This is a genomic window from Mycobacterium sp. 852014-50255_SCH5639931 (genome assembly GCF_001665605.1).
GTDB lineage: Bacteria > Actinomycetota > Actinomycetes > Mycobacteriales > Mycobacteriaceae > Mycobacterium > Mycobacterium paraffinicum.
The window spans coordinates 12,865-38,689 of sequence record NZ_LZSV01000015.1 but is presented as its reverse complement, the minus strand read 5'-3'; the positions used below and the strand labels follow the sequence as shown (position 1 = coordinate 38,689).

26 protein-coding genes and 2 pseudogenes are annotated in these 25,825 nt (G+C 71.0%); 14 read left to right on the top strand and 14 right to left on the bottom strand.

Going from position 1 to position 25,825, the window contains the following annotated elements:
* Positions 1–91 precede the first annotated feature (91 nt).
* Positions 92–1,006, top strand: coding sequence for an SDR family NAD(P)-dependent oxidoreductase (locus tag A5758_RS07645; RefSeq protein WP_067738555.1), 915 nt, complete (start codon positions 92–94; stop codon positions 1,004–1,006).
* A gap of 78 nt (positions 1,007–1,084) precedes the next feature.
* Here the strand turns inward: A5758_RS07645 and A5758_RS07640 are convergent, their stop codons facing one another.
* A complete protein-coding gene (locus A5758_RS07640) occupies positions 1,085–1,807 on the bottom strand; it encodes a M24 family metallopeptidase (protein WP_067738552.1) in 723 nt (240 codons plus the stop codon).
* Between A5758_RS07640 and A5758_RS07635 the strand changes: the two genes are divergently transcribed.
* The gene (locus A5758_RS07635) at positions 1,806–2,300 is read left to right on the top strand and encodes a cupin domain-containing protein (protein ID WP_067738549.1); all 495 of its coding nucleotides are present in this window, start codon (positions 1,806–1,808) and stop codon (positions 2,298–2,300) included. The genes A5758_RS07640 and A5758_RS07635 overlap by 2 nt on opposite strands.
* Before the next feature lie 10 nt (positions 2,301–2,310).
* On the opposite strand, the gene A5758_RS25660 is transcribed toward A5758_RS07635, so the two are convergent.
* The 3 genes from A5758_RS25660 to A5758_RS07625 all read right to left on the bottom strand — a co-directional run bounded on the left by A5758_RS25660 (position 2,311) and on the right by A5758_RS07625 (position 4,463).
* Positions 2,311–2,469, bottom strand: a complete 159-nt coding sequence (locus A5758_RS25660; RefSeq protein WP_156622532.1) for a hypothetical protein — start codon at positions 2,467–2,469, stop codon at positions 2,311–2,313.
* 81 nt (positions 2,470–2,550) lie between these two features.
* Positions 2,551–3,993: an NAD(P)/FAD-dependent oxidoreductase gene (locus A5758_RS07630; protein WP_067738546.1), complete on the bottom strand. Its 1,443-nt coding sequence runs from the start codon at positions 3,991–3,993 to the stop codon at positions 2,551–2,553.
* Complete coding sequence (locus tag A5758_RS07625; protein ID WP_067738543.1) at positions 3,984–4,463, bottom strand: VOC family protein; 480 nt, start codon at positions 4,461–4,463, stop codon at positions 3,984–3,986. Before A5758_RS07625 ends, A5758_RS07630 begins: the two co-directional genes overlap by 10 nt.
* Before the next feature lie 55 nt (positions 4,464–4,518).
* Between A5758_RS07625 and A5758_RS26500 the strand changes: the two are divergent.
* A pseudogene (locus A5758_RS26500) lies at positions 4,519–4,596 on the top strand (hypothetical protein); the annotation flags it as partial.
* Between the two features lie 21 nt (positions 4,597–4,617).
* Complete coding sequence (gene glp / locus A5758_RS07620; RefSeq protein WP_067738629.1) at positions 4,618–5,823, top strand: gephyrin-like molybdotransferase Glp; 1,206 nt, start codon at positions 4,618–4,620, stop codon at positions 5,821–5,823.
* 2 nt (positions 5,824–5,825) lie between these two features.
* Here glp and A5758_RS07615 read toward each other — a convergent pair whose 3' ends face one another.
* Entirely contained in the window at positions 5,826–7,022 is a 1,197-nt protein-coding gene (locus tag A5758_RS07615) for an MFS transporter (RefSeq protein WP_067738534.1), read from the bottom strand.
* 65 nt (positions 7,023–7,087) lie between these two features.
* Between A5758_RS07615 and A5758_RS07610 the strand changes: the two genes are divergently transcribed.
* The 3 genes from A5758_RS07610 to A5758_RS07600 are packed head-to-tail and all read left to right on the top strand — an operon-like array spanning position 7,088 to position 10,844.
* Complete coding sequence (locus tag A5758_RS07610) at positions 7,088–7,810, top strand: phosphatidylserine decarboxylase (RefSeq protein WP_067738531.1); 723 nt, start codon at positions 7,088–7,090, stop codon at positions 7,808–7,810.
* Positions 7,807–8,670 (top strand): CDP-diacylglycerol--serine O-phosphatidyltransferase, encoded by an 864-nt coding sequence (pssA, locus tag A5758_RS07605; RefSeq protein WP_067738519.1) that lies wholly within the window; start codon positions 7,807–7,809, stop codon positions 8,668–8,670. The genes A5758_RS07610 and pssA overlap by 4 nt, the downstream gene beginning before the upstream one ends.
* Positions 8,667–10,844: an AAA family ATPase gene (locus A5758_RS07600; RefSeq protein ID WP_067738516.1), complete on the top strand. Its 2,178-nt coding sequence runs from the start codon at positions 8,667–8,669 to the stop codon at positions 10,842–10,844. The genes pssA and A5758_RS07600 overlap by 4 nt, the downstream gene beginning before the upstream one ends.
* Here the strand turns inward: A5758_RS07600 and A5758_RS07595 are convergent.
* Entirely contained in the window at positions 10,818–11,414 is a 597-nt protein-coding gene (locus tag A5758_RS07595; RefSeq protein WP_067738513.1) for a TetR/AcrR family transcriptional regulator, read from the bottom strand. The genes A5758_RS07600 and A5758_RS07595 overlap by 27 nt on opposite strands.
* Before the next feature lie 21 nt (positions 11,415–11,435).
* Here A5758_RS07595 and A5758_RS07590 point away from each other — a divergent pair, with 21 nt between their 5' ends.
* Both A5758_RS07590 and A5758_RS07585 read left to right on the top strand, forming a co-directional pair.
* A complete protein-coding gene (locus A5758_RS07590; protein ID WP_067738509.1) occupies positions 11,436–12,221 on the top strand; it encodes a DUF2867 domain-containing protein in 786 nt (261 codons plus the stop codon).
* Positions 12,218–13,147 (top strand): SDR family NAD(P)-dependent oxidoreductase, encoded by a 930-nt coding sequence (locus A5758_RS07585; RefSeq protein WP_067738506.1) that lies wholly within the window; start codon positions 12,218–12,220, stop codon positions 13,145–13,147. Before A5758_RS07590 ends, A5758_RS07585 begins: the two co-directional genes overlap by 4 nt.
* Here the strand turns inward: A5758_RS07585 and A5758_RS07580 are convergent.
* From A5758_RS07580 to A5758_RS07550, 7 genes are read right to left on the bottom strand one after another with little or no spacing between them, the layout of a single operon-like run.
* The gene (locus A5758_RS07580) at positions 13,101–13,913 is read right to left on the bottom strand and encodes an enoyl-CoA hydratase/isomerase family protein (RefSeq protein WP_067738503.1); all 813 of its coding nucleotides are present in this window, start codon (positions 13,911–13,913) and stop codon (positions 13,101–13,103) included. The genes A5758_RS07585 and A5758_RS07580 overlap by 47 nt on opposite strands.
* Complete coding sequence (locus tag A5758_RS07575; protein WP_067738500.1) at positions 13,910–14,932, bottom strand: TIGR03617 family F420-dependent LLM class oxidoreductase; 1,023 nt, start codon at positions 14,930–14,932, stop codon at positions 13,910–13,912. The genes A5758_RS07580 and A5758_RS07575 overlap by 4 nt, the downstream gene beginning before the upstream one ends.
* Positions 14,933–14,948: 16 nt before the next feature.
* Positions 14,949–15,575, bottom strand: coding sequence for an LON peptidase substrate-binding domain-containing protein (locus tag A5758_RS07570; protein WP_067738497.1), 627 nt, complete (start codon positions 15,573–15,575; stop codon positions 14,949–14,951).
* Complete coding sequence (locus tag A5758_RS07565; RefSeq protein ID WP_067738494.1) at positions 15,575–16,705, bottom strand: glutamate--cysteine ligase; 1,131 nt, start codon at positions 16,703–16,705, stop codon at positions 15,575–15,577. The genes A5758_RS07570 and A5758_RS07565 overlap by 1 nt, the downstream gene beginning before the upstream one ends.
* A complete protein-coding gene (locus A5758_RS07560; RefSeq protein ID WP_067738491.1) occupies positions 16,695–17,411 on the bottom strand; it encodes a superoxide dismutase family protein in 717 nt (238 codons plus the stop codon). Before A5758_RS07560 ends, A5758_RS07565 begins: the two co-directional genes overlap by 11 nt.
* A 28-nt stretch (positions 17,412–17,439) precedes the next feature.
* A complete protein-coding gene (locus A5758_RS07555) occupies positions 17,440–17,913 on the bottom strand; it encodes a LytR C-terminal domain-containing protein (RefSeq protein ID WP_067202100.1) in 474 nt (157 codons plus the stop codon).
* Between the two features lie 18 nt (positions 17,914–17,931).
* Positions 17,932–18,240, bottom strand: coding sequence for a DUF3263 domain-containing protein (locus A5758_RS07550; protein WP_007167558.1), 309 nt, complete (start codon positions 18,238–18,240; stop codon positions 17,932–17,934).
* A 202-nt stretch (positions 18,241–18,442) separates the two neighbouring features.
* Between A5758_RS07550 and A5758_RS07545 the strand changes: the two genes are divergently transcribed.
* From A5758_RS07545 to A5758_RS07525, 5 genes are all read left to right on the top strand, one after another.
* Positions 18,443–19,036 (top strand): peptide deformylase, encoded by a 594-nt coding sequence (locus A5758_RS07545; protein ID WP_067738488.1) that lies wholly within the window; start codon positions 18,443–18,445, stop codon positions 19,034–19,036.
* Positions 19,036–19,815: a GCN5 family acetyltransferase gene (locus A5758_RS07540; protein WP_067738485.1), complete on the top strand. Its 780-nt coding sequence runs from the start codon at positions 19,036–19,038 to the stop codon at positions 19,813–19,815. The genes A5758_RS07545 and A5758_RS07540 overlap by 1 nt, the downstream gene beginning before the upstream one ends.
* 2 nt (positions 19,816–19,817) lie before the next feature.
* Positions 19,818–20,624 carry an exodeoxyribonuclease III gene (locus A5758_RS07535; protein ID WP_067738482.1) on the top strand — a complete coding sequence of 269 codons (807 nt, stop codon included), beginning with the start codon at positions 19,818–19,820 and terminating at the stop codon, positions 20,622–20,624.
* Positions 20,625–20,836: 212 nt separating this feature from the next.
* On the top strand, positions 20,837–21,286 hold the full coding sequence (locus A5758_RS07530) for a hypothetical protein (protein WP_067202112.1): 450 nt from the start codon (positions 20,837–20,839) through the stop codon (positions 21,284–21,286).
* Positions 21,287–21,336: 50 nt separating this feature from the next.
* Positions 21,337–25,740: a cation-translocating P-type ATPase gene (locus tag A5758_RS07525; RefSeq protein ID WP_156622539.1), complete on the top strand. Its 4,404-nt coding sequence runs from the start codon at positions 21,337–21,339 to the stop codon at positions 25,738–25,740.
* Here A5758_RS07525 and A5758_RS26380 read toward each other — a convergent pair.
* A pseudogene (locus A5758_RS26380) lies at positions 25,706–25,783 on the bottom strand (hypothetical protein); the annotation flags it as partial. The gene A5758_RS07525 and the pseudogene A5758_RS26380 overlap by 35 nt on opposite strands.
* Between the last annotated feature and the right edge of the window lie 42 nt (positions 25,784–25,825).

Genomic DNA, 25,825 nt, shown 5'->3' with positions numbered 1-25,825 from the left:
CTTCCAGTTGACAAAACGGGGCGCGCGTTCCGTATAGTTCCAATCAACCGGAGCGCTCGCCCCGTTTAGTCTACCGTTCTAGGAGAAACCCATGGCCAAATGGACCGCCGCCGACATTCCCGATCAGACCGGTCGCGTCGCCGTCATCACCGGGGCCAACACCGGCCTCGGCTACGAGACGGCCGCCGCGCTCGCCGACCGCGGCGCCCGCGTCGTGCTGGCGGTGCGCAATCTGGACAAGGGCAAGGACGCCGCCGCCCGGATCACCGCCCGCAGTCCGCACGCCGAGGTGGCGCTGCAAGAGCTCGACCTGACGTCGCTGGACTCCATCCGCGCCGCGGCCGAGCAACTCAAGGCCGATTACGACCGCGTCGACCTGCTGATCAACAACGCGGGCGTGATGTGGACGCCGAAGTCGACCACCAAGGACGGCTTCGAGCTGCAATTCGGCACCAACCACCTCGGCCACTTCGCCCTCACCGGCCTGCTGCTGGATCGGATTCTCCCGGTCGCGGGTTCGCGGGTCGTGACGGTCAGCAGCACCGGCCACCGCATCCTTGCCGACATTCACTTCGACGACCTGCAGTGGGAACGCCGCTACAACCGGGTCGCGGCCTACGGCCAGGCCAAGCTCGCCAACCTGCTGTTCACCTACGAGCTGCAGCGCCGGCTCGCTCCCCGCGGGACGACGATCGCGGCGGCGGCCCACCCTGGCGGCTCGCGCACCGAGCTGACCCGCAACCTGCCCCCGCTGGTCGAGCGCATCGCCACGCCGGTGCTCAACCCGCTCATGCAGGACGCGGCCGCGGGCGCCCTGCCGACGTTGCGCGCCGCGACCGACCCGGGCGTGCTGGGTGGCCAGTACTACGGCCCGGACGGGTTCGCCGAGCTGCGCGGCCACCCCAAGCTCGTGGGGTCCAGCGAGAAGTCCCACGACGTCGACGTGCAGCGGCGGCTGTGGGCGGTCTCGGAGGAGCTCACCGGCGTCACGTATCCCGTGGGCTGACCCGATGGTGCCGATCCGTCCCCCGCAAGCGGGCGGTACCACCAGCGCCCGGCGCATGCGCCGCGCTTGCGATCAGCACTAGGGCAGGTCGAGCAGCTGCTCGTAGAAGCCGCCGAAGCCGCGGGCCCGGTCGGCCAGATGGATCTCCAGGATCCAGTGGCAGGCGCGGCCGGCCGGGTCCGTGCGCCGCATCGGCTTGTTCGATCCGGGCATGATGTACCACTGGACGCCGGGGCCGGCGATCTTCTTGTGCGGGAACTCCCCGACCAGGTGGCCGGCGATGGCACTGGCGAACTCGAAGCCCTCGGCGTGCGCCAGCCCGACGACGAAGTCGTACAGCTCGGCGCCGGTGATGTCCGGGCGCGCGTCGAAGTACTCGCGGCCGGCCCGCCACACCCGGGGCAGCGCGTCGCGGACGGCGGTCTTGTGCGGGTCGTCGCCGAGCACGAAGGTGCGGCCGAAGTCCGCCTCCCACTCCGCGAATATCGGTCCGAGGTCCAGGAAGACGATGTCGCCGTCGTCGACCACCCGGTCCGGCGGGCGCTCGCTGAAGGGCTGCAGGGTGTTCTCACCCGCCCGCACGATCCGCCGATGCCAGTGCCGGGTGACCCCGAGCATTTCCGCGGCGAGCTGGTTGATTTCGTCGGACAACTGCTTTTCCGAGACGCCGGGGCGAATCATTGCGCGCCGCTCGATCTCGTCGAACAGTTGCGTCGCCTTCTCCTGGGCGTCGAGCAGCCGTTCCGCCCGAACTTCTTCGTCCGCCACGCCCGCGATGTTATAGCCGCAAACTGGAGGCATGTCCCTCGTCGTGCCGCCCTATCCCCCGCCCCGATACACCAGGGACGAGCCGGAGATCAGCGCCTGGCTCAAGCGGGCCGACTCGCCGGCCGATTACGAAGCCGGCGGCGTGCAGTACCACTACCTGGCCAACCAACAGGCCACCGGCGGCGACTACGGGCTGTACCGGGTCGACCTCCCAGCCGGGGGCGGTGGGCCCGGCCCGCACTTTCACCGGGCGATGTCCGAGGCCTTCTTCGTGCTGTCCGGGACGATGAAGCTCTACGACGGCACCCAGTGGGCCGACGGCCGGCAAGGCGACTTCCTCTATGTCCCGCCCGGCGGCGTCCACGGCTTCCGCAACGGGGCCGACGAGCCGGCGTCGATCCTGATGCTCTTCGCGCCGGGCGCGCCGCGGGAGGCCTACTTCGAGGGCTTCGGGGCGCTCGCCGACATGACCGACGACGAGCGCAGGGAGTGGTTCGTCCGCCACGACAATTACTGGGTGCAGTAGACCCGCCGGGTTAATGGTGAGCGAACTTTCGGCGCTCGGTGGCGATGCGCGCCATGTGCGCGACGTAGGGTTTGGCCGTGCAGGTGAGGTCGAAGCGGGCTGCGGCGTGGTTGCGGATGAAGGTCGAGACGGCGTTCAGCGCCCCGATCAGGACCGCGGAGCGGGTCAAACGGCCGAGGCGCCCGGGCTTGAGGCGCCTGCCGACGGCGTCCGCCAGGGTCCGCGGGCGGCGGCTCAGGCCGCCGACCGGTCACCGACCGAAGCGGTAGTCGGCGTCGACCAACTCGCGGGTGCGCTCGAAGAAAATCCGCCCGCTGTAAGGCAATTGCGTGACCACCTTCCCGCTGGGATGGCGGAAGTAGTTGCTGCACGCCAGCCAGACCTTGCCCGCCATCGCGGCCTGGATCTCGTCGTTATACCGGCGCTGCGCCGCGAGTGTCACCTCCACCGTGCGCGCGCCGCTGCCGTTCATCGCGTCGAGGATGCGGCGGACGAAGGTCGTCTGCGCCTCGTGGATGTAGATGATCGAGTTGACGCCGTTCGTGTTGGGGCCATACAGCGTGAAGAAGTTGGGGTACCCGGCCACCAGCGTGCCCAGGTACGCCTCGGCGCCGCCGCTCCAGTCGTCGGCCAGGCGTCGACCGCCGGTGCCGTACACGTCGATACTCGCCAGATAATCGGCGGCCTTGAATCCGGTGCCGTAGATGATGGTGTCCACGCGGTGCTCGACGCCGTCCGCGGTGCGTACCCCCCGCTCGGTCAGCTCGGCGATGGCGGTGGTCTCCAGGGAGACGTGGGGCAACGCGAAGGTGGGGTACCACTCGCGTGACATCAGCGGCCGCTTGCAGCCGGCGGGATAGTCCGGCATCAGCTTGGCCCGCAGCTCGGGGTCGGCGACCTTGCGCATGAGGTAACTGCGGGCCAGCTCGGTCGCCTCCCGCGTCTGGGCATGTTCGACGTCGAAGCTGGCCGACTCGTAGGCGTCGAAGGCCTCGTCCCTGAGCTTGCGCGCCATCGCGGGGTCGCGCTCGAACAGCTCATGCTGCTCGGGGGTGAACGGGAAGTCGAATCGGGGCGCGATCCAGATCGGGGTCCGCTGAAACACGGTCAGGTGCGCGGTCTTTCGCGCTATCGCGGGCACGTACTGGATCGCGCTGGCGCCCGTGCCGATGGACGCCACCCGCTCCCCGGCCGTCGACTTGCTGTGATCCCAACGGGCCGAATGGAATTGGCGCCCCCGGAACCGCCGCGCGCCGGGAATCTCCGGGACGTGGGGCACGTCGAGCATCCCGACGGCGCTGACCACCATGTCGAATTCGTGCTCGCGCCCGTCGCCGTCGGTAAGCGTCCAGCGGCGCCGGGTGTCCGACCAGCGCACGGCGACAATCGCGGTGTTGGCCCGCAGGCGCGCGCCCAACCCGTGCCCGGCGGCCACCTTTTCCAGGTACGCCAGGATCTCGGGCTGGTTGGCGTACGTCTTGCTCCACCGCGGGTTGGGCGCGAAGGAATACGAGTACAGGTGCGACGGGACGTCGCACGCCGCGCCCGGAAAGGTGTTGTGGCGCCAGGTCCCGCCGAATCCGTCGGCGCGGTCGAAGATGGCGAACTCGTAGCCGCCCTCGGCCAGCTGGATGCCCATGGCGATGCCGCCGGCGCCCGCGCCGATGATCCCGACGGTCGGCTTCACGCCCATTGCGAGAAGTACGGTCGCTGCGGGCGGCTCTTCTCCACCAGGATGAACACCACGCCCCAGGGGTCGACGAACCACGTGGTGCGAACCCGCGCGACCTCCGCGATTCCCGCGACCAGAAAGCGCACGCCCTTGCCCTCGAGCTCCGCCCGGGTGGCGTCGATGTCCTCACAGATGAGCCCGACGTGGGACAGCCCGTGGTCGGTCAGCGCCCTGCCGCCGGCGTGCCCGTCCGGTTGCGCGCCGAGGTATTCGATGACCTCGAGCACGCGATCGCCGTCGCCCGGCAACCCCACGATGGCCGCCTTCATGCTGGGGTCTCCCACCAGCTCGCCCATGTCGTCGCGAATGGCGTTACCGGTCATCACATAGGGCGGCGAGAGCACACGCAGGCCCAATACGTCTCGGTAAAACGCCACGGCCGCCTCGCAATCCGGAACACACACCCCCGTGTGGGCCATTCCGGTAATCACGTTCTCGACTGTACGTCGAAGCGCCGCCACCCCCAACGAGATGGGTACTTTTGGCGCGCAGTCCCACGACGAGGAGCTGCAACGCCGGCTCTGGCCCGTGTCCGAACAACTCACCGGGGTCAGCTTCGCAATCCGACGGGCCGATAATGGCCGGGTGCGGTCGGTCGAAGAACATCAGCGCGTCGTAGCCGAATTGATCCGTCCCCGGCCGGCGGCCACCGCCGCGCTGGCCGAGGCGCAGGGCCTGGTCCTGGCCGACGACGTGGTCGCGCGGCTGGCGCTACCGGTCTTCGACAACTCCGCGATGGACGGATACGCGGTGCGCGCCGAGGATACCTCCGGCGCCACGCCCGAGAACCCGGTGGTGCTCGAGGTCGCCGAGGACATTCCGGCCGGGCGCACCGACGAGTTGACGTTGCAACCGAACACCGCGCACCGCATCATGACCGGCGCGCCGCTGCCGGCCGGGGCGACGGCCGTCGTGCCCGTCGAAGACACCGACGGCGGCGTGGATGTCGTGTCGATCCGCGCGCCGCGCGAGGCCGGCAAGCACATCCGGCGTGCGGGCGAGGACGTCGCCCCTGGCACCACCGTCCTGCGGCGCGGCCAGGTGGTGACGCCTGCCGTGCTCGGCCTGGCCGCGGCGCTGGGAATGGCCGAGCTGCCCGTGCTCCCGCGCCAACGCGTGCTGGTGATATCGACCGGGTCGGAGCTGGTGGCGCCGGGCAACCCGCTGCGGCCGGGGCAGATCTACGAGTCCAACTCGATCATGCTGGCCGGCGCCGTCCGCGACGCGGGCGCCGACGTGATCGAGGCGGCGACCGCCGAAGACGATGTCGCACAGTTCAGTTCGCTCATCCACAAGCATGCCGGCGAGGCAGACCTGATCATCACCAGCGGCGGGGTCAGCGCCGGCGCCTACGAGGTGGTCAAGGACGCGTTCGGCCGCGAGGGCGACCAGGGTGTGGAGTTCGTCAAGGTGGCGATGCAGCCCGGGATGCCGCAGGGCATCGGCCGGGTGGCCGGCGCGACGATCGTCACCCTGCCCGGCAACCCGGTCAGCGCCCTGGTGTCCTTCGAGGTGTTCATCCGGCCCGCGCTGCGCAAAGCCATGGGCATGCCCGACCCGGAACGCCCGCACCGGGCCGCGGTGCTCACCGAGTCGTTGACCTCGCCGCGCGGCAAGCGGCAGTTCCGCCGCGCGGTGCTGGACCGCGCCGCCGGCACCGTCACCAGTTACGGCCCGCCCGCCTCGCACCACCTGCGGTGGCTGGCGTCGGCGAACGCGCTGCTGGACATCCCCGAGGACGTCGTCGAGGTGTCCGAGGGGACCGAGCTGCAGGTGTGGGATCTCGCCTAGCCCTAGGCCGCGGGGGTGGCCACCTGCCGGTGGAATTCGTCGGCCCGGTCAAAGGCGGTGGCGCAGCGAATGGCGACGGCGACGACGGTCATCAGCACCGGGATCGTCACCAGGGCCGCGGCCAATCCGACCCGGTCGGCCAGGTGGCCGATCAGCGGCGGCCCCAGCAGGTAGCCCAGCCAGCCCGTCGCCGCGACGATGGCGATCGCCGAGCCCGCACCGCCCGCGCCGTAGGCCGCGCTGAATGCGGTGGGCACCAGCAGCGCCACGCCGACCCCCAGACACGCGAATCCAACAACGCTGACAACGGGATTGGCGGTTGCCAGCGTCACACCCATGCCCGCCGCGGCGAACAGCGCGAGGGCGGGCAGCAGCCGGCGGGCCGACACCCGCGCGTGCAGGCGTATCGCGCCCAGCCGGGTGACGACCATCGTCAGCGTGTACGCCGCGTAGCTCAACGCGGCGACTCCGGGACCCGCGCCGACGACGTTGCGCAGGTAGTTGGCCGACCAGTCGGTGGCGGCGCCCTCGCACAGGAACGACACGAAGGCCACCGCCGCGAGGATCGCCACCGTCCGCGTCAGCCAGGCCCCTTTGGCGGGCGATTCCGCGGCCCCGCCCGCCCGGTCCGGAATCAGCCGCCGGGTCAGCGCCCCGACGACGACCAGGACCACGAGCCCGACCGCCGCCAGCTGGGGCGTCAGACCGATCCCCGCGCCGATGCATGCCGCGCCGATCAGGGCGCCCAGTAACGCGCCGAGGCTCCACATGCCGTGGAAGCGGGCCATGATCGGCGCCCGCGCCAGGCGCTCGACAGTGCCGGCTTGGGTGTTCATCGCGACGTCCAGCCCGCCCTGGAACATCCCCCACAACGCCAGCGCCGCAAACAGCCAGGGCCCGGAGCGGGCCAGCCCCACCGTCGTGCCCGCGAGGGCGTAGCCGGCGGCCGTCACCGGGATCAGCCGGTGGCTTCCCCAGCGCGGCAGCGCCCAGTGGCTGCCCAGCGTGGCCACGACCGACCCCAGGGGCGCACCGAACAGCGCCGTTCCCAGCGCCGCGTCGGACAGGCCGAGGTCGGCCTTGACGGCGGGGATGTGGGCGGCCCACGAGGAGAACCCCACGGCGTGGGCGATGAATACGGCGGTGACGGCGATCTTCGCCGGGCGCAGCCGCGGCGCCCAATCGTCATTCGGATGCATATCGAAGGTGGGCTTTCCCCCTGCGGGCCCGAACCAACCGGCCGCGCCTTTCGTAAGATGGCCGCGTGGCACGACGCCCCCGCCCTATCGGCCCCACCGCCGAGGATCCAACGTTCAGCCCGCAGCACGCGTTGGAGTTGGTGCGCTCGACCATTCCGCCGGTACACCCGGCCGGCCGCCCGTTCATCGCCGGCGGCCTGGCGGTGGCGCTGGCCGGCCGCAGGCACCGGTGGATCCGGCGGGCCGGCCTCCTGGCGGCGGGCGCCTGCGCGGGGTTCTTCCGCCATCCGCCGCGGGTGCCGCCGACCCGGCCGGGCGCGATCGTCGCGCCCGCCGACGGGGTGGTGTGCGTGATCGATTCCGCCGCCCCGCCCACCGAACTCGGCATGGGCGACGCGCCGCTCCCGCGGGTCAGCATCTTCCTGTCGCTGCTGGACGCCCACGTGCAGCGCGCACCGGTGAGCGGCGAGGTGATCGCCATGCAGCACCGGCCCGGCCGGTTCGGGTCGGCCGACCTGGCCGCGGCCAGCACCGAGAACGAGCGCACCAGTCTGCGGATCCGGACGGCCACCGGCGCGGAGGTGGTGGCGGTGCAGGTCGCCGGGCTGTTGGCGCGGCGCATCATCTGCGACGCGCGCGTCGGCGACAAGCTGACGATCGGTGACACCTACGGGCTGATCCGGTTCGGCTCCCGGCTCGACACCTATCTGCCGCCGGGCGCCGAGCCGCTGGTCCAAGTCGGGCAGCGCGCGATCGCCGGCGAAACCGTGCTGGCCGAGCTGTCATGATCAGCAAGCCGCGCGGCAGGCCGTCGGTCAACCTGCAGATCCTGCCGAGCGCGATGACCGTGTTGTCCATCTGCGCGGGCCTGACCTCGATCCGGTTCGCCCTCGAGCACCAGCCGAAGGCCGCGATGGCGTTGATCGCCGCGGCGGCCATTCTGGACGGCCTGGACGGCCGGGTGGCCCGCATCCTGGATGCCCAGTCCCGCATGGGCGAGGAGATCGATTCGCTGGCCGACGCGGTGAACTTCGGTGTCACGCCGGCGATCGTGCTCTACGTGACGCTGCTGGGGAAGTCGCCGGCCGGTTGGGTGGTGATCCTGCTCTACGCGGTGTGCGTCGTGTTGCGGCTGGCCCGGTACAACGCGCTGCAGGCGGACGGCAGTCAGCCCGCCTACACCCACGAGTTCTTCGTCGGCATGCCCGCGCCGGCGGGCGCGGTGTCGATGATCGGCCTGATCGGACTCAAATTGCAGTTCGGTGAGGGCTGGTGGACGTCGACGACGTTCCTGTGCATCTGGATCGCGGGGACGTCGATGCTGATGATCAGCAAGATCCCGATGCGCAAGATGCACGCCGCGGCGGTGCCGCCCAGCTGGGCCGCGCCGCTGTTGGCCCTGCTGGCGATCTGCGCGGCCGCGGCGGTGCTGGCGCCCTACATCCTGATCTGGGTCATCATCATCGCCTACCTGTGCCACGTGCCGTTCGCGGTCCGCAACCAGCGCTGGCTGGCCGCGCACCCCGAGGCGTGGGCCGACAAGCCCAAGCAGCGCCGCGCCGCGCGGCGCGCGATCCGCCGGGCGCAACCGAACCGCCGGTCGATGGCGCGGCTGGGGCTGCGCAAACCGGGCGGGCGCCTGCCATGAGCCGGCCGGGTGAGGATGCGGCCCGTCAGCTCACGCTCACCGCGCGGTTGAACACCTCCGCCGTGGACTCGCGCCGCGGCGTCGTCCGATTGCATCCGAGCGCCGTTGCCGCGCTTGGCATTCGGGAGTGGGACGCGGTGGCGCTGACCGGCTCGCGGACCACCGCGGCGGTGGCGGCCCTCGCCGGGCCGGACACGCCGGTCGGCACGGTGCTGCTCGACGACGTGACGTTGTCCAACACCGGGCTGCGCGAGGGCAACCCGGTGATCGTCGGCGTGGTCACCGTCTACGGCGCCCGGTCGGTGACGCTGTCCGGCTCGTCGCTGGCCAGCCAGTCGATCTCGCCGGTCACGTTGCGGCAGGCGCTGCTCGGCAAGGTGCTGACCGTCGGCGACGCCGTGTCGCTGCTGCCCCGCGACCTCGGCCCGCCGTTCTCGACGTCGGCCGCCGCCCGCGCGCTGGCCGCCTCGGTGGGAATCAGCTGGACGTCCGAGCTGCTGACCGTCACCGGCGTCGACCCGACGGGCCCGGTCAGCGTGCAGCCCAACTCGCTGGTCACCTGGGGTGTCGGCGTGCCGACCACGGTCGCGCCGGCGCAGGACTTCGTCGACGTCGCCAGCCCGGAGACCGTCGTCGAGGAGCTCAAGGGATCGCAGCCACAGGCCGCCAAGCTCGCCGAGTGGCTCAAGCTCGCCCTCGACGAACCGCACCTGCTCAAGACGTTGGGCGCGGGCGCCAACCTCGGTGTGCTGGTGTCGGGTCCGGCCGGCGTCGGCAAGGTGACGCTGGTGCGCGCGGTGTGCGACGGCCGCAGGCTGGTGAAACTGGACGGCCCGGAGGTCGGCGCGCTGAACGCCGAAGACCGGCTCAAGACCGTGAGTTCGGCGGTGCAGGCCGTCCGTGACGGCGGTGGCGTCCTGCTGATCACCGACGTCGACGCCCTGCTGCCGGCCACCCCCGAGCCGGTGGCCGCCCTGATCCTGGGCGAGCTGCGAACCGCGGTGGCGACCGAGGGCGTCGCGCTGATCGCCACCTCGGCGAGGACCGACCAGCTCGATGCCCGGCTGCGCGCGCCGGACCTGTGCGACCGGGAGCTGAGCCTGCCCCTTCCCGACGCCGGCACCCGCAAGGCGCTGCTGGAGTCGCTGCTGAAATCGGTGCCGGCCGGCGCCCTGGATCTCAACGGGATCGCCGCGCGTACACCGGGTTTCGTGGTTGCCGACCTGGCGGCGCTGCTGCGGGAGGCGGCGCTGCGCGCGGCGTCGCGGGCCAGCACCGACGGCCGGCCACCCGAGCTGAACCAGGACGATCTCGTCGGCGCGCTGACCGTCATCCGGCCGCTGTCCCGGTCGGGCAGCGAGGAAGTGACCGTCGGCAATGTCACGCTCAACGACGTCGGCGACATGGCCGAGGCCCGGCAGGCGCTGACCGAGGCCGTGTTGTGGCCGCTGCAGCATCCCGACACTTTCGCCCGGTTGGGTGTCGAACCGCCGCGCGGGGTGCTGCTCTACGGGCCGCCCGGATGCGGCAAGACCTTCGTCGTGCGCGCGCTGGCCAGCACCGGGCAGCTGTCCGTGCACGCCGTCAAGGGGTCCGAGCTGATGGACAAGTGGGTGGGCAGCTCGGAAAAGGCCGTCCGCGAACTGTTTCGGCGTGCCCGCGACTCGGCCCCGTCTCTGGTGTTCCTCGACGAGATCGACGCGCTGGCGCCTCGGCGCGGGCAGAGCTTCGACTCGGGCGTGACCGATCGGGTGGTGGCCGCGCTGCTGACCGAGCTCGACGGCGTCAATCCCCTGCGCGACGTCGTCGTGCTGGGCGCCACCAACCGGCCCGACCTGATCGACCCGGCCTTGCTGCGCCCGGGCCGGCTGGAGCGGCGGGTGTTCGTCGAACCGCCCGACGCCGCCGCTCGCCGCGAAATCCTGCACACCGCAGGAAAATCCGTCCCGCTGAGCGACGACGTCGACCTCGACGAGGTGGCCGCCGGGCTCGACGGCTACAGCGCCGCCGACTGCGTGGCGCTGCTGCGGGAGGCGGCGCTGACCGCGATGCGGCGGTCCATCGATGCCACCGACGTGACGGCCGCCGACATCGCGGCCGCGCGCCAAATCGTGCGCCCCTCATTGGATCCCACGCAGGTGGAGGCGCTACGGGCGTTCGCCAAAGCTCCGTAGCACGGCCAACACCGACGCCGCGACGTCTGCTTCCAGCCAGTCGGGCATCGGGTCGTCGTGGGCGTGGCGCCGGACCACCGCATAGGGCAGGTCCGCGACCGCACGCGCGACGGCGTCGACGGACCGGGGCTTGTCGTTTCCATACAGCTGCCGGGCCAACACCGCGACCCGCTCGGTCAGTGGGGCGTTCATCGCGGCCAGCGTCCGCTGGAACTCCGCGTCGGGCTCCTCGTCGAGCAGGTCGCCGGGCCGGATCGTCAACAACAGCCGGGCGTCGTCCGGCAGCTCGCGCGCGAAGCTGACGGCGGCTACGGCCATGGCTATCGCGGTGTCCGCCGGGGTTTCGCCGTGGGCGGCCAGCGCCCTCGCCTGGAAGCGTTCGAGCGCGCGCAGCCACGCCGCCGTCAGGATGCCGTCGCGGTTGCCGAATCGGTGATAGAGGGTGCCCGCGGGGGCGCCGCTGGTCTTGGCGATGGCCGCGACGCTGGCCGCGCGCGGTCCGCCGTCGAGCACCAGCGTCCGGGCGGCGTCGAGAATCACATCGGTTTCGTGCTTTCGCGGAGGTGCCACGATCTAGTACATTCCTTCTATATGGAACGATTACCCTATATCGATGAGCATGCCATAACTGTCGACGCGGGGCGCGCGGACACCTGGTCGGCGCTGTTGCGGGTGATGTGCCGGGACCCCGGCGACCCGTCGACCGTGCCGATCGGCTTCGCGCTGGACGAGGCGCGGCCGCCGGTGCGGTTCGCGCTGAAGGGCAGGCACCCCTTCGCGGTTTACCGGTGGGTGTTCGAGTTGGAGCCCCTGACCGGCAGCCGTACCCGCGTGCGCTCGGCGACCTGGGCGGCCTTCCCGGGCCTGCACGGCAAGGTCTACCGGGCGCTCGTCATCGGCACCGGCGGGCACCGCGTCGCCGTCCGGTGGACGCTCAAACGCATCGCGGCGGCCGCCGAGCGGGCCGACTACACGGACGTCTTCGAAGTCCCACTCCCGCAAGGCGACTCACGCACCGCCGAGCAGACGTTCCGCGACGCGGTCGGGCGGGGCGCGGGCGGCGGCGTCGTCCCGTGGATCCACCGCCACGTGCTGAGATTCCGCCTCGGGCCGTATTCGTCGCCCGAGCACATCATCGGCTGGACGATCGCGCGTTCGGATCGCGACGAACTCGTGCTGACCGCACGCGGGCCGCTGATGCTCGGCGAGTTGACGCTGCGACGCCAGGACGGTCGGCGCGCCAGCCTCACCACTCGCGTGCAGTACTGCCGCAAAACCGCCGCCCGAACGGTCTGGGCTTTCGTCGGCCCGCTGCACCGGGCGGTCGCGCCGCGGCTGATGAAGCGCGCCGCGGTGTGGCAGCGTATACCGGCATGACCGCGCCACCGACCGCGTTGGACGTCGTCGACGGAATCGACCTGTCCGGCAAGGTCTGTGTGATCACCGGCGCGTCGTCCGGGTTGGGGCGCGAGGCGGCCCGCGCGCTGGCCGCCGCGGGCGCGCACGTCGTCCTGGCCGCCCGCAACCCCGCGGCGTTGGCGGAGGCGGCGCGGTGGATCGCGGCCAGGGTGCCCGGCGCGCGCACGTCGATCGTCGAGCTCGATCTCAACGCGCTGGAGGCCGTTCGTGCGGCGGCGGCCGCCATCGGCGAGATCGCCCCGGCCATCGACGTTCTGATGAACAACGCCGGCGTGATGTTCACACCGTTCGGCAGGACGCGCGATGGATTCGAGATGCAGATCGGCACCAACCATTTCGGGCACTTCGAACTGACCCGGCTCCTCGTGCCGCAGCTCGCCGCCGCCGGCGGGGCCCGGATCGTGAACCTGTCGTCTGCGGGACACATCATCGGCGACGTCGACTTCGACGATCCCAACTGGGAGCGCCGCGAGTACGACAAGTTCGTCGCCTACGGCGCGTCGAAAACGGCGAACATCCTGCACGCCGTGGCAGCCGACCGCCGCCTGCGCGACGCGGGAATCCGCGCCTACGCCGTCCATCCCGGCACCGTGGCCACCTCGCTCGCGCGGCACATGTCCCGGGCGGACTTCTCGCGGCTGCGCAAACCGACGGGCGAGCGGCTCGACGTCACCACGCCCGACCGCGGCGCGGCCACCCAGGTGTGGGCGGCGGTCAGCCCGGAGCTGGCCGGTCGGGGCGGCCTGTATCTCGAAGACTGCCGGGTCAGCCAGGCCGTGGCGCCCTACGCTCGCGACGAGCAGCGCGCGGACCAGTGGTGGGAGCTCTCCGAGGAGCTCACGGCCGGGGCAGCTCGCTCCACTCGCGGGACAGCCGCGACGTGAACGACGGCGGCCGGCGCTCGACAAAGGCGGACACCCCCTCGCGCGCGTCGGCGCCGCCCATCACCCGTTGGTGCAGTTGGCTTTCCAGCGCGGCAACCTGCCGCGGGGTGTAGTTGTTGATCGCGGTGTCCCACAGCAGCCGCTTACACAGCGCCGCCGACATCGGCGCCACGTTGGCCGCGATGTCGCGCGCCAGCTCCACAGCGTGGTCGAGCACCCGCTCGGCCGGCAGGGCCCGGTTTGCGATGCCGAGCGCCACGGCCTCGGTCCCGCCGAAGGTTCGCCCCGTGAGCAGGATGTCGGCGGCCACCCCCAGCGTGGTCAGCTGCGCCAGCGTCCAGTGCGACATGCAGTCGGGGATCACTCCCCGGCGGACCTGCACCACACCGTATTTGGCGTCCTCGGCGACGACGCGCAGGTCGGCCTGCAAGGCGATGGTCAGGCCGATGCCGATCGCGTGGCCGTTGAGGGCGGCGATCACCGGCTTGCGCAACTCGAACGCGGCCGGGGTGATCGGTGACGCCGAGAACTCCGCGGCCGGGGCGTCGAATGGGCTTGTGTCGCCGGAGAAGTCGGCCCCGGCGCAGAAGGCGCGGCCCGCCCCCGTCACGACGATGGCCCGGACGTCGTCGTCGCCGTCGCACTCGGCGTACGCGCTGCCCAGCAGCGCGCCCATCTCGGCGGTGTAGGCGTTGAGCCGCTCGGGCCGATTGAGCGTGAGCACCGCCACGCCCGCGTCGACGTCGACCGTCAGATCGCGGCTCATCGCAGGGCCGGGGCGCGGTGCAGGGCGCCGATCAGGTCGGCGATGTCCGCGGCGCGCGGCGTGTAGCCCGGGAAGTAACAGCACACCTCGGCGGCATGCTCGGAGAACCGGGCGGCGATCTGCTCGGCGCATTGCTCGGGCGTGCCGACGACACCGATCCGGGCCACCATCTCGTCGCCGATCAGCCGGCGCATGTCTGCGAAGCGGCCCTGCTTGGACAGCGCGTTGAGCTCGGGCTGCACGTCGCCCCACCCCTCGGCCTCGAGCACGGGCAGGTAGGCCGGAGTCGAGCCGTAGAACGAAATGAGCGCTGCCACACCGTCGACCGCGGCGGCCAGGTCGGCCTCGTCGCGGCCGACGGCGACCATGGCCTGGGCGATTATCTGGAATCCGTCGGAGGATCGGCCCGCCCGGCGCAGCCCGTCGGCGACCGCGGGGACGGTGCGTTCGGCAAAGTGGCGGGCGCTGTTGAACGGCATCACCAGCAGCCCGTCGGCAACCTCGGCGGCGGTGCGCGTCATCACCGGTCCCAACGCGCCCAGCAGCACCGGCGGCGGTCCGAACGGGTTGGGCCCCGGGTTGAAGTTGGGCGCCATGATGGTGTGGGTGAAGAACTCGCCGCGAAAGTCCAGCCGGCGCCGGCCTTCCCAGGCCGCGAAGATCGCCTTGATCGCCGCAATGGTTTCGGCCATCCGCGCCGCGGGGCGCTCCCACTTACTGCCGTAACGCTTTTCGATGTGGGCCTTCACCTGTGAGCCCAGGCCGAGCCGGAACCGGCCGCCGCTGTAGAGCTGCAGGTCGTAGGCGGCGTGCGCCAGGTGCAGCGGGCTGCGCGGCGGGGCGATCGCCACGTTGGTCATCAGGTCCAGGCCGGTCGCGCCGGCGGCGATGATCAACGGAAAGAACACGTCGTGCTGGCCCTCGAAGGTGAACAGGCCGTCGGCTCCCGTCGCGGCGATGTCGGCAGCGCTGGCCGCCGCATCCACCGGTGAGCCGTTGACCTGCAGCTGTACCTTCATGTATTCCCCTGTCGAACTATTCGAAGAGCTGGAACTCCACCACCTCGGCGACCGCGGCCACGGACTCGCGGAGCGCGGCCAGGCGCTCGGCTGCCGACGGCGCCGACAGCACCGTGTACCGGTCGGCGGTGCCGATGGGGATGCGAGACGCCAACGCGTACAGGCGCTGTCCGGGATCGTCGGCCGTGGCGGGGCCCAACAGGTCCGCGCGGTCCGGCAGCGCCACGCCACGCGCGTCGGCGATCCGCTCGAACAGCGCCATCACCCGGTCCTCGACCTCCAGCAGCTGGGCCGGGGTGACCGGGTCCCCCGGCTCGTCGGGCCACAGCGTCACCGTCGCGCGCGGGTAGGGATCGTCGGGCAGCCATTCGGACACCCGGATCCGTTCACCGGTCCGGCAGTGCATGGAGTAGCGGCCCGCGCCGTGTTCGGCGCATTCGGTGATCCGGGACAGCACGCCGACATCGCAGCGCGCGTCGCCGCCGCCGACCTCGCGGCCCCGGGAGATCAGCACCACACCGAACGGGTCGCCGGTGTCGAGGCAGTGCCGGACCAGCGCGCCGTAGCGCGGCTCGAAGATCCGCAGCGGCAGGTCCTGGTCGGGCAGCAGGGCCGACTCCAGCGGGAACATCGCCAGCTCCATCAGATCTCCAGCTCGCCCACCAGCGCGTCGACGACGGCCCGCAGGTCGCCGTCGTGTTCCTCGGCCACCCGGCGCTGCCGCTGGTACGAGGCGCCCCGCCTGGGGATATCGGCCACCGCGGCCAGCTCGTCGACACAGTTCAACGATTTTGCCACGGGCTCAAGGCGATTCAGCACCTCGTCGAGATCCTCGGTGACCAGCCGCTCGTTGCTGTCGGAGTCCTGGATGATGATCGCGTCCAGCCCGTAACGCGCGGCGCGCCACTTGTTCTCCTGGTTGTGCCACGGCGGCATGGTCGGCAGCGTCTCGTCGGCTTCCAGCCGGCGGTCCAGGTCGACCACCAGGCAGTGCGTCAACGCGACCAGCGCGCTCAGCTCCCGCAGGTTGGACACGCCGTCACAGACCCGCACCTCGATGGTGCCCAGGTGCGGCGAAGGCCTGATGTCCCAACGGACTTCGTCGACATGGTCGATGATGCCGGTCTTCTTCTGGTCGTAGACGAAGCCTTCGAACTCCGCCCAGGTCTGGAATTGGAACGGCAGGCCGGCGGTCGGCAACTGCTGGAACATCATCGCGCGGTTGCTGGCGTACCCGGTGTCCACGCCGGTCCACCACGGCGAGGATGCCGACAGCGCCAACAGATGCGGGTAGTACTTCAGCAACGACGTCATGATCGGCATCACCTTGTGTGCCGAGGAGATTCCGACGTGCACGTGCACGCCCCAGATCAACATCTGGCGTCCCCACCATTGGGTGCGCTTGATCAGTTCGGCGTACCGGGGTGCGTCGGTGAGCTTCTGGGTCGACCACTGCGCGAACGGGTGTGCGCCGGCACAGAACAGCTCCATTCCCCGGTCCCGGACGATCCGGTGCGCGGGGCCCAGGGTCTCGCGCAGATCCTCCATCGCCTCCGACGTGGAATGGCAGACACCGCTGACGACTTCGACCGTGTTGCGCAGCAACTCCTTGTGTACGCGCGGGTTTTCGCCGATCTCGGCGATGACCGCCGTGGCCTCGTTACTCAGGTCGCGGGTCTGCGCGTCGACGAGCGCGAACTCCCACTCCACGCCGAGGGTCGGCCTCGGTGAACGGGCGAAATCGATGCGCGCGTGGGCCCTGTTAGCCGGCACCGATTACACCGCACGCGACCCGCTTGCCGGCGTCACCGGTGGTCATCGTCATCTGGTCGGGCCCCGGTGTTCCGTTGGTCTGGCTGTAGCGCTCCGGCGGGATGTTGGCGAAGTTGTCGGCGCCCGCGTGAATGATGATCGCGGTCTTCTCGCCGGTGACCAGGTCGTCCATGGCGAAGGCGTCCGTCGTGGTCATCATCATCGCCGACCCGTCCTTTCGCACCTGGAGCGAGGTCAGGTCACCGCTGGCGGGCTCGGCGGCGTGCCCGGACACTTGGAAGTGCCCGCCGGCGGACAGGAAATCACCCGGCGCGCCACCGGTCGGGGCGACGGAGTTGGGCTCGCACTTGCCGACCTTGTGGATGTGCACCCCGTGGAAGCCGGGCGTCAGGACCCCGTTGGCCGTCGTCTCGATGGTGACGGTGGCGTAGCCGTTGTTGAACTGGAAGGTCGCGGTCGCGACCTGGGTGCCGTCGGGCGCCTTCAGGTGGGTGACGATGCTCGGCCCCGACGGCGCGGCGATGGGCCCGCCCTCCGGGGTCCCGGTTCCCGACGGCGCCGGCGATCCGGTCCAAACCGCCGGCGTGGTGCCCAGCGAGGACGAGGCGTGCTGGGGCGACGAACACGCCCCCAACAGGGCGACGGAAGTGGCTGCGGAAAGCGCGGACATGGTGACGGCAGTGCGGTGACCAGCGAGCTGAGGCATAGCGGAAGCCTAACCGCTTCGGCGGTCGTCAGCCCGTAACGAGCACGATGACCCCGGGCGGTTGGCCGGCCAGCGCGGGAATGCGGGGTTCGACCGGCGCGCCCAGGATCTTGCCCACCGCGTCGGCGGTCGCGTGCTCGTCGTCGGCGTCGGTGAAATACACCGTGGTGGCCGACACCTCCGGCACGGTCAGGTTGTCGACCTTGGTGACGTTGAAGCCGCCGGCCGTGAGCTGATCCTTGGTGTGGGCGGCGACGCCCTCCCTGGCCGAGATGTTGTACACCTGCACCTCGGACCGGTTGCCCGCGGGCTTAGTGCTCGTCGGCGTGGCCGAGCTGGTGGTGGTCGACGTGGAGACCGCGGCCGATGAGTCCTCGTCGGAGCTGCCGGACGACCCCAGCGCCTGCCAGCCGAGCAGCAGGAAAATGACCCCCAGGAACAACAGCACCATCACCATGGCCCGCAGGGGAAGCCCCGTGGAGTCGGGGACTCGCTCTTTCATCGAGCCCACTGTAGCGAGTCAGGTCACCTCGAAGCCGAGGCGCCGCGCAGCCCGCGCCTTCTGGCGGCTGGCACGCAGCCGCCGCAACCGCTTCACCAGCATCGGGTCGGCGGCCAGCGCCTCCGGCCGATCGACGAGCGCGTTGAGCACCTGGTAGTAGCGTGTCGCCGACATCGAGAACAGTTCTTTGATTGCTTCTTCTTTTACGCCCGCGAATTTCCACCACTGACGTTCGAAGGCGAGGATGTCGTGCTCGCGGCGGGTGAGGCCATCTGCGATCTCGGCATCGTCCCCCGATCGATTTGCCCGCGCCATGGCGCTGTCCATATAGCTTCCCCTGGACCCTTCCGGCGAATTCTCGGCTGCTCTGATGACTTGACTTACCTGAGGGCGTGTTTCGGCGAATATTGAACCACGGCGCAAACCCTCAAGCCGTCATCCAGACCCGCGAGTCGGCCGATTGCCTCAGATTGCCCGGGCGAACATGGCCGGAATCGGCCCGCACGGGCGTGCGGTAGCTTAGCCGACCATGGCAGTCGTACCGATCCGGATCGTCGGGGATCCGGTCTTGCACACCCCGACGCAGCCGGTGCCCGTCGGCGCCGACGGGTCGTTGCCGGCGGACCTGCCGAAGCTGATCGCCGACATGTACGAAACCATGGACGCCGCGCACGGAGTCGGCCTGGCCGCCAACCAGATCGGCGTCGCGTTGCGGGTCTTCGTCTACGACTGCGCCGACGACCGCGGCCGGACCGACCGCCGCCGCGGCGTGGTCGTCAACCCGGTGCTGGAAACCTCCGAGGTACCGGAGACCATGCCGGATCCGGACACCGATGACGAGGGCTGCCTCTCGGTCCCCGGCGAGTCGTTCCCCACCGGCCGCGCCACCTGGGCCCGGGTCACCGGCCTGGATGCCGACGGCAAGCCGGTCGAAATCGAGGGCACCGACCTGTTCGCGCGGATGCTGCAGCACGAGACCGGTCACCTGGACGGCTTTCTGTACCTCGACCGCTTGATCGGTCGCCACGCCCGCAGCGCCAAACGCGCCGTCAAGTCCCACGGCTGGGGCGTCCCGGGCCTGTCATGGCTACCCGGCGAAGGGCCGGACCCCTTCGGCCACTGATGTTCTCGTGGCCGGACCTGGGCACGCGGGTGACGCTTCGCTACCGGCGCCCGAAAGGCTCGGTCCCGCCGCTGACCGATGCGGTGGGCCACCTGCTGGCGGTCGAGCCGGCGGTGCGGGTTCGGACCAAGACGGGCGCGGTGGTCGAGGTGGCCGCCGACGACGTGGTCGCGCTGCGGGTGCTTACCGACGCGCCAGTACGCACCTCGCAGATCCGGGCGCTCGAGCACGCGGCCGCCGCGGCGTCGCCCGGCAGAGAGCGGACCTGGCTCGAGGGCTGGCTGCTGCGCGCCGGGGGTGGGGTCGATTACGCTGTGCCGCTCGATGTTTCGGCGCACCTGGGTACCGTTGCGGCCATCGCGGAATGGTATGAGCGCCGCGGCCTGACACCGCGACTGGCGATCCCGGATCGCTTGTTGCCGCTGCCGCCGGGGCTGAGCGCCCAACACACGGAACGCGTTCTGGTCCGCGACGTCTCCGCTTCGGCAGCGGTCGAACCCGCCACCGACGGCGCGCTGGCGCTCGCGCGGGCGACCGTGACCGACGCAACCGACGGCACGCGGTGGGTGGGGCTGTCGCCCACGGGGGCCGCCGATGACCCGGCGACCGCGGCGGCGTGCGAGGCGCTGTTGGCCTGGGCCGCGGCGCGCGGCGCGAGTCGCGCCTATCTGATCGTGCCGGAAACCGATTCCATGACGCTCGCCTCCGCGCTCGGCTTCCGGGCACACCATCGCCGCCGCTATTTTCCGGCCCGCTCCCTCGGCTGGGATACGGTCTAGCGATGCGGCTGGCCACCTGGAACGTGAATTCGATCCGCAGCCGCCTGCCCCGCGTCGTCGACTGGCTGGCCCGCGCCGAGGTCGACGTGCTGGCCATGCAGGAGACCAAGTGTTCCGACGGGCAATTTCCCACCCTGCCGTTTTTCGAACTCGGCTACGAGGTGGCCCATGTCGGGTTCAATCAGTGGAACGGCGTGGCGATCGCCTCCCGAGTGGGTCTCGACGACGTGCAGATCGGCTTCGACGGCCAGCCCACCTGGAGCAGCAAGCCGGAGGTGGCCGCGACGGCCGAGGCCCGCGCGCTGGCGGCCACCTGCGGCGGCATCCGGGTGTGGAGCCTGTACGTGCCCAACGGGCGCGCGCTGGGTGATCCGCACTACACCTACAAGCTGGAATGGCTTGCCGCGCTGCGCGATACGGCGGCCGGCTGGTTGCGCGACGATCCCACCGCGCAGATCGCGCTGGCCGGCGACTGGAACATCGCCCCGACCGACGACGACGTCTGGAGCACGGAGTTCTATGCCGGCGCCACCCACGTCTCCGAGCCGGAGCGCCGCGCGTTCGGCGCCATCGTCGACGCGCAATTCGCCGACGTGGTAAGGCCTTTCGCGCCCGGCCCGGGTGTATACACCTACTGGGACTACACCCAGTTGCGGTTTCCGAAACGGCAGGGCATGCGTATCGATTTCATCCTCGCCTCCCCGGAGCTGGCCGGCCGCGTGACGGACGCCCAGATCGTCCGGGAGGAACGCAAGGGGAAGGCCGCCAGCGATCACGCACCGGTGCTGATCGACATTAGCCATGCCTAAATGGCGTTTTGCGCATTCTCGCCGCAAACACACCCAGGTTAAGGTCAGGCAAATTAAATGCGGCTGCTCGTTGTCTGCGGGTTTGCAAGGTGGCAGGCTTTGCTTTTGTTAGAAGCAGATACAATGTTTTTTTGCCGTTAACGAAGCGTTCAGCGGGTATACCTCGCTATGGCGCGGGTTTCGCGGCACAGGCAGAAAGCCAGGGAGTCAGCATGAGTGTCATCGGCGGAGCGGTACGAGGCGTGAGCCAGGCGGTGAGTCGCGCGGCGACCACGACCACCGCGGCCGCCGGCGCTGTGGGTGGCGCGGCGGTCAACGGAGTCATCGGCGGTGTCACCGGAGCCGCCGAGGGCGTCAAAAAGGGAATGAGCAGCGGCAGCCACTCGGCGCCGGCTGCCGCGGTGGCCTTCGGCGCGCTGGGCGTCGCGGGACTGGTCGAGTGGCCGGTGCTGCTGGCGGTCGGCGGCAGCGCCCTTTTGCTGCAACGGCTGAGCCGCAAGCGGGAGCCGGCCAAGGCGAGCCTCAAGGCGGTACCGGTGGAGCCGGCGCCGCAGAAGGCCGCTCCGCAGAAGGCGGCACCGCAGAAAGCGGCCGGCAAATCGACGGCCAAGAAGGCCGCCGGACGCCGGGCCGGCAGCACCCAGTTGCGTAGCACCAACTAACGGGACTGCCTTCAAACGCTTTGAGCATTGCGACCGCGATACGACGTTCCATGCCGGTGCGCGCCGTCGCGACGGGCGTCCAGGCGACCACCTCGCTCGTCGAGGCAAGCATCACCATCGCCGCGATTCCCCTGCGCGAGGGCGCGCGGGCCATCGCGGGCGAACTGCCCCAAGACATACCGGCAACCCTGAGCCGGCGGTGCTGGCGCGGTGAGGAGCGCGCCTGGATCGAGGTGCGTGGGCTGGACGGCGCCCAAGACGGTGAGCTCGGGCGCGCGGTGCTCGACGCGGTGCTGGCCCATCCCGGGATCACGTCGGCGGCCCTGAACTACCCGTTGTCGCGTGTGGTGGTCACCATCGGCGACGCGGACACGTCGCTGCGCGAGCTGTGCCACATCGTCGAAGCTGCCGAGAAGCATTGCGCCCCAAAAAAAGTCGTGAGGTCGGTGGCACCCCCGACGAGTCTGCCGGGCGATGGTGTGGTGCTGGCGACCCGGACCGCCACGGCGGCCGCCAGCGCGGCCGGGCTCGGCATAGCGCTGACCGGGCGGGCACTGCGCTGGCCCCGGATGCCCATTGGTGTTCTGGCGGCCGTGGTGGCCGTCGACTACCAACCGCGGCTGCGCCGCCTGCTCGAGGATCGCATCGGCCGGCCCGCGACCGACACCGTGCTTGCCCTGGCGGTGACGACCGCGGAAACCCTCACGCTGTCTCCCGCGTCGCTGTCGGTGGGCCTGTTGATGCAGTCGCTGAAAGCCGCCGAATGCCGCGCCGAGGCGCGGGCCTGGGTCCAGCACGAACCGCAGCTGGCCGGTCACGCCGATCACCCGCACACTGACGCGTCGGCGGGGTCGAAGCCGCCGCGCGGCCGCCCCGACGATCACCACGGCGACCGATTCGCGCTCGTCCAGGCGATCAGCGTCGGGGTCGTCGGCGCCACCACCCGCAACCTGCACCAGGCGGCCCTGGCCGTCCTGGTGACCACCCCCGCGGCCAACCGCACCACGCCCGAGGCCTTCGCGGCGGCGCTCGGCCAGGGGCTGGCCGACCGGCACGCGGTCCTCTCGTTGCGTCCGGAGGCGCTGCGCCGCCTGGACCGGGTGGATGCGATCGTCATCGACCCGCGGGCGCTGTGCACCAAGAGCTTGCGGGTGTCGCTCATCCGCGGCGCGCGGGAAGCCGAGCTGTCCGCGGCGTGGTCGCGCGCCCAGCTGCTGCTGGAGAAGAACCGGTTGCGGCCGGGCTGGCACCCGGTGCCCGGAATCTCGGCCAGTGAGCCCACTGCCAAAGTGGAGGCCCTTTTCTGCTTCACGCACGATCCGTTGGCGTCGGCCGTTGTCGCCGAGGCGCACCGGACGGGATCCGAATTGGTTTCGGTCGAGGACGATTCGCTGGGCGAATTGCGCCCCGCGTTCGACGAGATCAGGCCGCTGCAGCGGGGATCCATCGACGACGCCCTGGCCCGCGCCGTGGCGGATCTGCAGGAGGCGGGCCGCACGGTCGCCGTGCTGTCATCACCTGGGGCACAAGCGATTTGGTCGGCCGACGTGGCACTGGGCATGATGCCCGAGCCCGGGGCCGGTCCGCCGCCGTGGTACGCCGACCTGCTGCTGCCCGACCTGGCGGCCGCCTGGCGGGTGCTGCACGCGCTCCCGGCGGCCCGGGCCGCCGCCCAACGCGGCGTCGGGATCTCGGCCGGCGCGACGGCGATGGGCTCGTTGCTGATGATCCCCGGTGTCCGCGGCATCGGGCGCGGGCCGGTGACCAGCGGCGCGGCGGCCGGCCTGATGTCGGGATATCTGTTGGCGCGCGGCATCCTCAAGGCGGACACCCCGCGCCCGGCCCCCGTGCAGGAATGGCACGCGATGGCGGTCGAGCACGTCCGCCGGGCGTTGCCGCCGCCCGACTCGGAGCCGGCCGGCGATCGGAGACAACTCGCGCTGGCCGCCCTCGGCGCCCCGCGCCCGGAGACGCGCGCGCACGCCTTCCTGCAGTTCGTGACCGCCGTTCGCGCCGAGCTCACCGACCCGCTGACCCCCGTGTTGGCGCTCGGCTCGGCGGCCAGCGCCGTGCTCGGTTCGCCGGTCGACGCCGTCTTGGTCTTCTCGGTGCTGGCCGGAAACTCCATGCTCGCGGCCAGCCAGCGGCTGCGCGCCGAAAACCGGCTCAATCACCTACTGGCACAACAAATCCCACCGGCCCGCAAGGTGATCTCCGATGGCGCCGGGGATCGGGTGTACGGCGACGTCATCGCGGCGCAGCTGCAGCCCGGCGACGTCATCGAGGTGCGCACCCACGAGGTGGTGCCGGCCGACGCCCGGATCATCGAGGAGGTCGACGTCGAGGTCGACGAGTCGACGCTGACCGGTGAATCGCTGTCGGTGGAAAAGCAGGTCGAGCCGACGCCCGGCGCGGCCCTCGCCGAGCGCCGCTGCATGCTGTACGCCGGGACGACCGTGGTGGCGGGCACCGCGGTGGCGGTGGTGACCGCGGTCGGGGCAGACACGCAGGAACGCCGCGCCGCCGAGCTGGTGTCCGGCGACCTGTCGTCGGACATCGGTCTGCAGCATCAGCTCAGCCAGCTCACCAACCGGGCCTTCCCGGTCAGCATGACGGGCGGCGCGCTGGTCAGCGTGCTGGGGCTGTTGCGGGGCTCGGTGTTGCGTCAGGCGGTCGCCAGCGGCATCGCCATCGCCGTCGCGGCGGTTCCCGAGGGAATGCCGTTGGTGGCGACCCTGGCGCAAGCGGCGTCGGCGCGGCGACTGACGAAGTTCGGCGCGCTGGTGCGCGTTCCGCGTTCGGTGGAGGCGCTCGGCCGCATCGACGTCGTCTGCTTTGACAAGACCGGAACGCTCAGCCAGAACCGGCTGCGGGTGGCCGAGGTCGTTGCGGCGCCGGGAACATCGCGCGACGAGGTATTGCGCTGTGCCGTGCACGCCGCGCCGGCGTCCAACGGCGGACCGCACGTGCACGCCACCGACGTCGCCATCGTCGAGGCCGCCGCGGCCGCCCCGTCCCTCAATGGGCACAACTCGAACGCACCCGTCGCGCACCTGCCGTTTCGCTCCGGCCGGTCGTTCTCCGCGTCCGTGACGGACACCGAGCTGGCCGTCAAGGGTGCGCCCGAAGTGGTGCTGGCGGCCTGCGGCAACGTGAGCCCGACCCTGGAGGAGACGGTCGCTGAGATGGCCGGCAGGGGCCTGCGGGTGATAGCGGTGGCGCGGCGGCAGCTGAGCCCCGCCCAGGCGGCGGCCATCCAGCGGGAGCCCGACGACATCGCCGATTTCGCCCGGGACGGGCTGACCCTGACCGGGTTCCTGGGTTTGTCCGACACCCCCCGCGCCGAAGCGGCCGGCCTGCTCGCGGACCTGCGCCGGCTTTCGGTGGGCGTCAAGCTGATCACCGGGGACCATCCGATCACCGCCAAAGCCATCGCCGAGGAGCTCGGGCTGAGCGTGACCGCCGAACAGGTGATCAGCGGCGCCGAATGGGATGCGATGTCGCGCAAGGATCAGGAACACGTCGTGACCGAGCGGGTGATCTTCGCCCGGATGACACCGGAGAACAAGGTCCAGGTCGTTCAGACGCTCGAAAGCGCGGGCGTGCGCACCGCCATGGTCGGCGACGGGGCCAACGATGCCGCCGCCATCCGGGCCGCCACCGTCGGCATCGGGGTCGTCGCAGGCGGCAGCGACCCCGCGCACATGGCGGCCGACGTGGTGCTGGTCGACGCCCGCATCGAGGGCCTGCTGCACGCCATCGAGGAGGGCCGCCAACTCTGGCAGCGGGTGCAGGCCGCCGTGTCCGTGCTGCTCGGGGGCAACGCCGGCGAGGTGTTGTTCGCCATCGTCGGCAGCGCGATCACCGGGACCTCGCCGCTGAACACGCGGCAGCTGCTCCTGGTGAACATGATGACCGACGCGCTGCCGGCCGCGGCCCTCGCGGTGAGCAAGCCCAGCGGGCCGGTCGACCCGGGTATCCGGGGCCCCGATCAGCCCGCGTTGTGGCGTGCCGTCGCCATCCGCGGCGTCACCACGGCGGCCGCGACGACGGCGGCGTGGGCGATGGGAAGCGTCACCGGGCGCCCGCAGCGCGCATCCACGGTCGCGCTGGTCGCCCTGGTGGGCGCCGAGCTGGGTCAAACGCTGCTGGATTCGCATGCCCCGCTGGTGGTGTTCACCGCGGTGGGCTCGCTCGCGGCGATGGGGACGCTGATCAGCATCCCGGTGGTCAGCCAGTTGCTCGGCTGCACACCGCTGGGTCCAGTCGGCTGGGCGCAGGGGCTGGGATCAGCTGCCGCGGCGACCGTCGCGATCGGCGTTGCGAATCGTGCGCTGACGGGTCCGGACAAAGCGGCCGATGCACCCGCTGCGGTGCCCGAACCTCGACGACCCCGGCCCGCCATAGCAGCGCATAGAGTTCCAGTAACGGCACCTTCAGCACCAGAGCAATAGAGGAAACTAGCGGATCGCCCCCGGTGTCGGTCATCGTCGACATAGGTCCGACGGTGGTCCCGCCACCCGGCGAGTCGGCAAACCC

Bases quoted from the DNA above. Each gene is read 5' to 3' on its own strand.
- A5758_RS07560 (WP_067738491.1), bottom strand. From the start codon at position 17,411: ATGCCTCAGCTCGCTGGTCACCGCACTGCCGTCACCATGTCCGCGCTT.
- A5758_RS07590 (WP_067738509.1), top strand. From the start codon at position 11,436: ATGGAACGATTACCCTATATCGATGAGCATGCCATAACTGTCGACGCG.
- A5758_RS07635 (WP_067738549.1), top strand. From the start codon at position 1,806: ATGTCCCTCGTCGTGCCGCCCTATCCCCCGCCCCGATACACCAGGGAC.
- A5758_RS07600 (WP_067738516.1), top strand. From the start codon at position 8,667: ATGAGCCGGCCGGGTGAGGATGCGGCCCGTCAGCTCACGCTCACCGCG.
- A5758_RS07645 (WP_067738555.1), top strand. From the start codon at position 92: ATGGCCAAATGGACCGCCGCCGACATTCCCGATCAGACCGGTCGCGTC.
- A5758_RS07545 (WP_067738488.1), top strand. From the start codon at position 18,443: ATGGCAGTCGTACCGATCCGGATCGTCGGGGATCCGGTCTTGCACACC.
- A5758_RS07525 (WP_156622539.1), top strand. From the start codon at position 21,337: ATGCCGGTGCGCGCCGTCGCGACGGGCGTCCAGGCGACCACCTCGCTC.
- A5758_RS07550 (WP_007167558.1), bottom strand. From the start codon at position 18,240: ATGGACAGCGCCATGGCGCGGGCAAATCGATCGGGGGACGATGCCGAG.
- A5758_RS07555 (WP_067202100.1), bottom strand. From the start codon at position 17,913: ATGAAAGAGCGAGTCCCCGACTCCACGGGGCTTCCCCTGCGGGCCATG.
- A5758_RS07640 (WP_067738552.1), bottom strand. From the start codon at position 1,807: ATGCCTCCAGTTTGCGGCTATAACATCGCGGGCGTGGCGGACGAAGAA.
- A5758_RS07530 (WP_067202112.1), top strand. From the start codon at position 20,837: ATGAGTGTCATCGGCGGAGCGGTACGAGGCGTGAGCCAGGCGGTGAGT.
- A5758_RS07585 (WP_067738506.1), top strand. From the start codon at position 12,218: ATGACCGCGCCACCGACCGCGTTGGACGTCGTCGACGGAATCGACCTG.
- A5758_RS07615 (WP_067738534.1), bottom strand. From the start codon at position 7,022: ATGCATCCGAATGACGATTGGGCGCCGCGGCTGCGCCCGGCGAAGATC.
- A5758_RS07540 (WP_067738485.1), top strand. From the start codon at position 19,036: ATGTTCTCGTGGCCGGACCTGGGCACGCGGGTGACGCTTCGCTACCGG.
- A5758_RS07630 (WP_067738546.1), bottom strand. From the start codon at position 3,993: ATGGGCGTGAAGCCGACCGTCGGGATCATCGGCGCGGGCGCCGGCGGC.
- A5758_RS07535 (WP_067738482.1), top strand. From the start codon at position 19,818: ATGCGGCTGGCCACCTGGAACGTGAATTCGATCCGCAGCCGCCTGCCC.
- A5758_RS07575 (WP_067738500.1), bottom strand. From the start codon at position 14,932: ATGAAGGTACAGCTGCAGGTCAACGGCTCACCGGTGGATGCGGCGGCC.
- A5758_RS07580 (WP_067738503.1), bottom strand. From the start codon at position 13,913: ATGAGCCGCGATCTGACGGTCGACGTCGACGCGGGCGTGGCGGTGCTC.
- A5758_RS07570 (WP_067738497.1), bottom strand. From the start codon at position 15,575: ATGGAGCTGGCGATGTTCCCGCTGGAGTCGGCCCTGCTGCCCGACCAG.
- pssA (WP_067738519.1), top strand. From the start codon at position 7,807: ATGATCAGCAAGCCGCGCGGCAGGCCGTCGGTCAACCTGCAGATCCTG.